Genomic DNA, 9,482 nt, shown 5'->3' with positions numbered 1-9,482 from the left:
ACCTCGTCGAAAGCCGCCCGGAAAACCGGAAACGCCCCACACAACTCCACACCCATCCCGACCCGCTGCGCACCCTGACCCGAGAACACGAACGCGGTCCCCCCGGAACGCACCACGCCCACCGACGAACCCTCGGCCACCGCCGCCAAACCCCGCAGCAACCCGTCCCGATCCGTCCCCGACACCACCGCACGATGCTCGAAGACCGCACGCGACGTCGCCAACGAAAACCCGACATCCCACGGACGAAGCTCGGGAAGTCCCCGCACATATGACGTCAACCGCTCGGCCTGAGCCCGCAGTGCCGGCCCGCTCTTGGCCGACAGGGCCCACACGGTCGGCGATACGACCTCGTCGTCCGGCGGCGGCGGGGCCGTGATGCTCTCGACCTGTTCCAGGATCACGTGCGCGTTCGTGCCGCTGATCCCGAACGACGACACCGCCGCCCGACGCGGCCGACCCACCTCCGGCCACGCCCGCGACTCGGTCAGCAACTCCACCGCGCCGGCGGACCAGTCCACCTCCGGCGTCGGCTCGTCCACATGCAACGTCATCGGCAACACGCCGTGCCGCATCGCCTCCACCATCTTGATCACCCCCGCCACGCCGGCGGCGGCCTGCGCATGGCCGATGTTCGACTTGATCGACCCCAACCACAACGGCCGACCCTCCGGGCGATCCTGCCCATACGTCGCCAACAACGCCTGCGCCTCGATCGGATCACCGAGCGTGGTACCCGTCCCGTGCGCCTCCACCACATCCACATCGGCCGCCACCAACCCGGCACTGCGCAACGCCTGCCGAATCACCCGACGCTGCGCCGGACCATTGGGCGCCGTCAGCCCATTCGACGCGCCGTCCTGATTCACCGCCGAGCCGGCCACCACGGCGAGCACCTGATGTCCATTGCGCCGAGCATCCGACAACCGCTCCACCAGAAGCATTCCCACGCCCTCGCCCAGCGCCGTGCCGTCGGCACCGCCGGCGAAGGACTTGCACCGCCCATCCCTGGAAAGCCCCTGCTGGGCGCTGAAGTAGACGAACGTGTCCGGTGAGGCCATCACCGTCACGCCGCCGACCAACGCCAGCGTGCACTCCCCCGACTGCAGCGCCTGGATCGCCCAGTGCAGCGCGACCAGCGATGACGAGCACGCCGTGTCCACCGTCACCGCCGGGCCCTCCAGGCCCAGGACGTATGAGACGCGACCGGAGGCGATGGCACCCGAGTTGCTGCTGTAGGCGTAGTCGTGGTGCATCATCCCGGTGAACACACCGGTGCTACTGCCGCGCAGGGTGGCCGGATCGATGCCGGCGCGTTCCAACACCTCCCACGAGGTTTCCAGCAGCAGCCGCTGCTGCGGGTCCATCGTCGACGCTTCGTTCGGACTGATCCCGAAGAAGTCGGCGTCGAACTCCGCTGCGTCGTAGAGGAATCCGCCCTCGTTCACATACACCGAGTCGACGCGCTCGGCCTGCGGGTCGAAGAGCCGGCCGAGGTCCCAGCCGCGATCCGCGGGGAACTCGGAGATGGTGTCCCGTCCCTCGGCCAGCACCTGCCACAGGTCCTCCGGCGAGCGCACGCCGCCCGGATAGCGGCAGGCCATGCCGACGATCACGATCGGGTCGTCGCTCGCGCGGACCGACCCGGCCGTCGGCGCCGCCTCCCGTTCGTCGAGCCGACCGGAGAGTTCGGCCGCCAGATACCGCGCGAGCACAATCGGCGTCGGGTGGTCGAATACCAGTGTCGCCGGCAGCCGGAGTTCGGTGGCCTCGTTCAGCCTGTTTCGGAAGCCGACCGCGGCCAGCGAGTCGAAGCCCAGATCGCGGAACGCCCGTTCGGGTTCGATCGCCTCGGGTCCGGCGTGCCCGAGGATCGACGCGGCCTGCGCGCGCACCATGTCGAGCAGCAGAGCCTCCTGCTCCGGGCGGGGCAACCGCGCCAGCCGGTCCCGGAGGCCGTCCGCCCACAGGGCGGTGGCCTCGACCGTGCGGCGCGCCACGCCGCGGACCAGGCCGCGCAGGATCGGCGGAACCGCCTCGCCTGCGCCCAGCGCACGCGGGTCGAGCCGGATCGGCACGAGCGCGGCGTCGGGGAGCCCGGCGCCGGCGTCGAACAGCGTCAGCCCGTCCTCGGTTGCGAGCGGCAGCACGCCGCCCCGGGAGATCCGGGCCCGATCGGTCGAGTCCAGCGTCCCGGTCATCCCGCTCGCCTGATCCCACAGGCCCCAGGCCAACGACGTGGCGGGCAGCCCGTGCGCCCGCCGATGGGTGGCCAGGGCGTCCAGGTAGGTGTTCGCCGCCGCGTAGTTGCCCTGGCCGGGGGCGCCGAGGACGCCACCGGCGGAGGAGAACAGGACGAACGCCGACAGGTCCATGTCCCGCGTCAACTCGTGCAGATTCCAGGCCGCGTCCACCTTCGGACGCAGCACCGTGTCCATCCGCTCGGGAGTGAGGGAGGCCAGCAGCCCGTCGTCCAGGACGCCCGCCGCGTGCACGACGCCGGTCAGCGAACGACCTGCCAGCAACTCGGCCAGCGCCTCACGATCAGCGACATCACACGCCAGCACCTCCGCCGTGGCGCCCAGGCCGGACAGCTCCTCGACCAACTCCGCCGCACCGTCGGCCGCCACGCCACGCCGACTCGTCAGCAACAGTCGACGCACGCCGTACCGCGTGACCAGATGCCGCGCGAACAGGGCGCCCAGCGTGCCGGTACCACCGGTGATCAGCACGGTGGCGTCCGAACCGAACGCGTCCGGGGTCTCCCCGATCGGCACCCGCGCCAACCGCGCCGCATGCGCCACGCCCTCACGCACCACGACCTGCGGTTCGCCCGACGCCAACGCCACAAGGAGGTCGTCATCTCGACCCTCCAGATCGGCCAGCACGATCCGCCCCGGCTCCTCCGACTGGGCCGATCGGATCAGACCCCACACCGCCGCACCGGCCAGATCGGTGACGTCCTCGCCCGGCAGGGCCATCGCACCGTGCGTCACCACCAGCAACGTCGCGTGCGCGTACCGCTCGTCCATCGACCACGATTGCGCGATTCGCAACACCCGATGCGTCTCCGCATGCACGGCGGCGGCATCACGCCCACCGCCGCAGCGCAGCACCACACACGCGGGAACCACGCCGTCGGCCGCCAACGCGTCCCACTCCACGAAGTCCCCGGTCACCTCGGCTGTGCCGGAAACCACCGGCCACTCCACCCGGAACAGCGCATCGCGCAGCACGGACCGCCCCGCGGCCGGCGACCCGACCGGCACCGGCCGCAGCGCCAACGACTCGACCGCGGCCACCGGCCGGCCGCTCGCGTCGGCGATCGCCAGGGCAGCCCCGCCGTCGGCCGCGGCCCGCACTCGCACCCGCAGCGCCGAGGCACCCGCCGCGTACAGCGCCACCTGCGACCAGGCGAACGGCAGCGAAGGCCCGGTCACCAAGCCGTCGGTCAGCCCGATCGCGTGCAACGCGGCGTCCAGCAAGGCCGGGTGCAGACCGAACCGTTCCGCGTCCACGTGCGCCGACTCGGGCAGCGCGACCTCGGCGTACACGTCGTCGCCGTGCCGCCAGGCCGCCCGCAGGCCCTGGAACACCGGCCCGTAGCCGAGCCCGCTCTCGGCCGCCTCCGAGTAGAAGCCGGCCAGGTCGATCGCGGTCGCGCCGGCCGGCGGCCACGCCGTGAGGTCGAACGCCGGCGGCGGCGCGCTCGCCGTCAGCAGGCCGGTCGCATGCCGCGTCCAGTCCAGGTCCGCGGCGGCGGACTCGTCCCGCGAGTACACGCCGAGCGGCCGCACACCGGACTCCTCGGCCGCGCCCAGGACCACCTGTACGCGGACCGCACCCCGTTCGGGCAGGAGCAACGGCGCCTCCAGGGTCAGCTCCGCCACGTTCGCGTAGCCCACCCGGTCACCGGCCTGGGTGGCGAATTCCACGAACGCCGCCCCCGGCAGCAGCACCGTGCCGCCCACCGCGTGCTCGGCGAGCCAGGTCTGGGTGCCCAGGGACAGCCGTCCCGACAGGACCACGCCATCCGAGTCGGCCGCGGACATGGTGGCACCGAGCAGCGGGTGATCCGCCGCGTCCAGTCCGGCGGAGGCGATCCCGCCGGCGTCGGCGGGCGGCCGTAGCCAGAAGCTCTCACGCTGGAACGCGTACGTCGGCAGCTCGACCGGCCGCGGCGCGGCCTCGGCGAACAACGGCCGCCAATCCACGCCGGCGCCCTGCACGTACGCCTCCGACAGCGAGGTGACGAACCGGCGCAGCCCGCCCTCGTCCCGCCGCAGCGAACCCACCGTCGTCGCCGCCGCGCCGGCCGACTCGACGGTGTCCGCGAGTCCCACGAGCAGCCCCGGGTGCGGGCTCGCCTCGACGAACAGCCCGAAGCCGTCGGCCAAGAGCGCCCGGGTGGTCTCCTCGAAACGGACCGTGTTCCGCAGGTTGGTGTACCAGTATTCGGCATCCAGTCCCGAGGTGTCGAAGAGTCCGCCGGTCACCGTCGAGTAGAAGGCGATCGATCCCGTACGCGGACGCACGTCCGCCAACGTGTCCAGGAGTTCGTCGCGGATCTCCTCCACGTACTTCGAGTGCGACGCGTAGTCCACCGGAATGATCCGGGCCCGGACCCCCTCCGACTCCAGTTGCGCGTGCAACTCGGCCAGCGCGTACGGGGCCCCGCAGACGACCACCGAGGTCGGACTGTTCACGACCGCGAGCTGTAGGTCGTCCCGACCCTCGATCCGCTCCAGGGCCCGCGATCGAGACAGGGCGACCGACATCATCCCGCCCCTCCCGGCCAGGCTCCGGCGAATGATCCGGCTGCGCAACGCGACGACGCGGGCACCGTCTTCGAGGGTCAGCGCGCCCGCGACACAGGCCGCCGCGATCTCGCCCTGCGAGTGACCGACCACGGCGGCCGGTTCGACCCCGAAGGCCCGCCACGCCTCGGCCAGCGAGACCATCACCGCCCACAACACCGGCTGCACGACGTCCACGTGCTCCAGCGTCGGCGCGTCCGGCTCGCCGCGGAGAACCGCGAACAGATCCCAGTCGACGAACGGTGCGAGCGCGGCGGCGCATTCATCCATGCGCTTGGCGAAAGCAGGTACTTCGGCCGACAGTTCGAGCGCCATACCCGACCACTGCGATCCCTGGCCGGGGAAGACGAAGACCGTCCTGGCCTCACCCGCCGCCACGCCGTGCACCACGTTGTCGGCAGGTTCGCCCGCCGCCAATGCCGCGAGGGCGACCAGGAGTTCGGCCGGGTCCGTACCGACCACCGCACCACGGTGCTCGAAGACGCCGCGCGATGTCAGCAGCGAGTGGCCCACGTCGACCGGCGTCCACTCGCTCCCGCGCAGGTGCTCGCTCAGCCGGGCCGCCTGCCCGCGCATCGCCTCGCGCCCGCGCCCGGAGACGATGAGCGGTACGACGGGCGGTGCGGCAGGTGTAGCCCGCGCCGACGTTTCGACCTCGGCCGGCGCCTGCTCCAGGATGACGTGCGCGTTCGTACCGCTGATACCGAACGACGAGATGCCCGCCCGCCGGGCCCGCGAGGTCTCCGGCCACGGCTGAGGCTGCGTCAGCAACCGTACGTCGCCCGCCGACCAGTCCACCTGTGGCGTCGGCTCGTCCACATGCAGGGTCTGCGGCAGGACGCCGTGCCGCATCGCCTCGACCATCTTGATGATGCCGGCGACGCCGGCGGCGGCCTGGGTGTGGCCCATGTTCGACTTGATCGACCCCAGCCACAGCGGCAGGTCCTCGGGGCGATCCTGTCCGTACGTCGCCAACAACGCCTGCGCCTCGATCGGATCGCCGAGCGTCGTACCGGTGCCGTGCGCCTCCACCGCGTCCACATCGGCGTAGGTCAGCCCGGCATTCGCCAACGCCTGCCGGATCACCCGGCGCTGCGCCGGGCCGTTGGGCGCGGTGAGGCCGTTGCTCGCGCCGTCCTGGTTGATCGCGGTGCCGCGGACCAGGGCCAGCACCCGGTGACCGTTGCGGCGCGCGTCCGACAGCCGCTCGACGAGCAGCATGCCCGCGCCCTCGCCCCAGCCGGTGCCGTCGGCCGCCGCCGCGAACGACTTGCAGCGGCCGTCCCTCGAAAGGCCGCCCTGTCGGCTGAACTCGATGAAGGTCTCCGGGGTGGCCATCACCGCGACCCCGCCGGCCAATGCGAGGGAGCACTCCCCGGAGCGCAGCGCCTGCACGGCCAGGTGCAGGGCGATCAGCGAGGACGAGCACGCGGTGTCCACGGTCACCGCCGGGCCTTCGAGGCCCAGGACATACGAGACCCGCCCGGAGGCGATCGCGCCCGTGCTGCTGTTGTACGTGTAGTCGTGGTACATCATCCCGGCGAACACGCCGGTGCTGCTTCCTCGCAGGGTGGCCGGATCGATGCCGGCGTGCTCCAGCGCCTCCCACGAGGTTTCCAGCAGCAGGCGCTGTTGCGGGTCCATCATGAGCGCTTCGTTCGGGCTGATCCCGAAGAACCCGGGGTCGAACGTGGGCGCCTCGTGCAGGAAGCCACCCCGGTTGACGTAGCTGGTGTCCGGCCGCAGCCCCTCCGGGTCGTAGACGCGCTCGATGTCCCACCCTCGGTTCACCGGGAACTCCGAGCCGGCGTCCCGGCCCTCGAAGACCAGCCGCCACAGGTCATCCGGCGACTCGATACCGCCCGGGTAGCGGCAGCTCATCCCGACGATGGCGATCGGATCGCCGTCGAGCGCCGGCCCGGCGGCGGCGGCGATCAGGCCGTCGTCGACGGAGCCGGAGACCTCCGCCAGCAGGAACTCGGCCAGTACCACCGAGTTGGGGTAGTCGAACACCAGCGTCGTCGGCAGCCGCAGCCCGGTCGCCTCGCGCAGCCCATTGCGCAACTCGACACCGGCCAACGAATCGAAGCCCAGGTCGCGAAAGGCGCGATCCGGGGCGATCGCCTCGGGCCCGGCGTGGCCGAGGACCATGGCCGCACGCGTGCGCACGAGCAGCACCAGTGCGTCGTGCCACTCGGCCTCGGGCACACTCGCCAGCCGTCGCCGCAGCGTGTCCGCATCGGCCCGAACCCCCGCGGCACTGCGGCGCGCCACCGGGACCAGGCCGCGGTACAACTCCGGCAGCGAGTCGCCCTGGGCGCGCAACGCGGCGAGATTCAGGGCGATCGGGAGCACGGCGGTCTCGCCGAGGGCCGTGTCGAACAGCGCGAGTCCGTGGTCCGCGGTCAGCGGCAGTACACCGGCCTGCGCCATCCGGGAAAGATCCGCCTGCGCCATGGCTCCGTTCATGCCACCCGTCTGGTTCCACAGTCCCCAGGCCAGTGACAGCGCGGGCAGGCCGTCAGCGCGACGTCGCGCGGCCAAGCCGTCCAGGAAGGCGTTCGCCGCCGCGTAGTTGCCCTGACCGGGTGCACCCATCACGCCGGATGCCGAGGAGAACAGGACGAACGCGGAAAGGTCCATGTCCCGGGTCAACTCGTGCAGGTTCCACGCGGCTTCGGCCTTCGGACGCATGACCGCGTCGATCCGCTCGGGGGTGAGGGAGGAGATCACGCCGTCGTCGAGGACACCCGCCGCGTGCACGACACCGGTCAGGGTACGACCCGCCAACAGCCGGGCCAGCGCGGCCCGATCGGCGACGTCACACGCCACGACCTCCGCCTCCGCGCCCAGTTCCGACAGTTCCGCGACCAACTCCGCCGCACCCTCGGCCGCCGGACCACGCCGGCTCGTGAGCAACAGCCGGCGCACGCCGTGCCGAGTCACCAGATGACGTGCGAACAAGGCACCCAACGAACCGGTACCGCCGGTGACCAACACCTCGCCATCCGCGCCGAACCGGTCGCCCGGCTCGGCTTGCTCCGGCACCGCGACCCGGACCAGGCGCGCCGCGCGCACCACTCCATCACGCACCAGGACCTGCGGCTCGCCCGAGTCCAGCGCCAGACCCACATCCGCCGGGTCGCCGTCGACCAGTACGATCCGACCCGGCTCCTCCGACTGGGCCGATCGCACCAGACCCCACACGGCGGCGCCCGCGAGGTCGGTGACGCCCTCCCCCTCCAACGCCATCGCGCCGCGGGTCAACACCACCAACCTGGCGTCTGCGAAGCGGTCTTCGGACAGCCACGACTGCACCACGCCCAGGACCCGGTCCAAAGCCGTACGGACGGCGTACGGCCCCGAGCCACCCGGTACGGGCAGCACCACAACCTCCGGTACCACTCCGCCCGAATCGAGTTCGTCCCACGCCGGCGCGGTCATCACGCGAGCGGTGGCGGCAACGGGGAGCCAGTCGAGGCGGTACAGCGCATCGCGGCCCTCGGCCGTGACCGGACCATCCTCGGACAGTTCCCGCAGCGCGAGTTCGTCCACCGACGCCACGGGCAGCCCGGCCGCGTCGGCGATCCGCAGGGACACCGCGCCCGCGCGAACCGGGGTCACCCGTACGCGCAGCGCCGAGGCCCCGGAGGCATACAACTCCACGCCGGACCACGAGAACGGCAACGCCGCCCGCTCACCCGCAGCCCCCGACAACGCGATCGCCTGCAACCCCGCGTCCAGCAACGCCGGATGCAACCCGAACCGCCCGGCATCCGCCCCCGCCCGCTCCGGCAACTCCACCTCGGCGAACACCTCGTCACCGAGCCGCCACGCCGCACGCAGGCCCTGGAACACCGGACCGTAACCCAACCCCGCCGCCGCCAACTCCGGATAGAAATCGGCAAGATCGACCACCGCCGCACCCACCGGCGGCCACTGTGCGGGTTCTTCCTCACCTCGGCCGGACCCGGCCGTCAACAGGCCGGCGGCATGACACGTCCATATGGGCGTGTCCGGGCGACGGGAGTACACATGCACCGGTCGGCCACCCGACCGGTCGGCGGCATCGACCACCACCCTTACCTGCACATGGCCCTGATCAGGCAACACCAGCGGTGCCTGGAGGGTCAGCTCCGCCAACCGCCCGCAACCGACCTGGTCACCGGCACGCACGGCCAGTTCCACATGACCGGTACCGGGGAACAACACGGATCCGCCGACCACGTGATCGGCCAGCCAGCGGTGCGACTCCACCGACAGCCGACCCGTGAACACGACTCCGTCGGACTCCGGCAGTGGCACCATCGCGCCCAGCAAGGGGTGTTCGGGCGAGTCCAGACCGGCGGAGGCGACATCACCGCCGTGCATCGAGGGCTCGACCCAGTAGCGCTCCCGCTGGAAGGCGTAGGTCGGCAGCGCGACGCGGCGGGCGCCGTGGCCGGCGAAGAACGCGTCCCAGTCGACGAAGACCCCGTTCACGTGCAACTCGGCCAGCGCGGACACCAACGACTCCGCCTCGGGACGACCCTTGCGCAACACCGGCACCACCACGGAGCCGTCCTCGGGAAGGTTCTCCCGCACCATCGCGGACAGGATTCCGTCCGGGCCGAGTTCGACGAAACGCGTCACACCCCGCGCGGTCAGGGCACGCACCCCGTCCGC

The 9,482-nt window shown here is 71.9% G+C and carries 1 protein-coding gene; it reads right to left on the bottom strand.

What is annotated here, in order from left to right; translation table 11 throughout:
- Window positions 1-9,449: SDR family NAD(P)-dependent oxidoreductase (locus ACFZBU_RS47835; RefSeq protein ID WP_391590133.1), on the bottom strand; the 9,449-nt coding region annotated here is incomplete at its 3' end.
- Between the last annotated feature and the right edge of the window lie 33 nt (window positions 9,450-9,482).

The organism is Embleya sp. NPDC008237 (assembly GCF_042956465.1).
In the GTDB taxonomy this organism is placed as follows: Bacteria; Actinomycetota; Actinomycetes; order Streptomycetales; family Streptomycetaceae; genus Embleya.
Note: the sequence above shows the minus strand (reverse complement) of the source record. Positions and strands in the feature narration are given on the sequence as shown.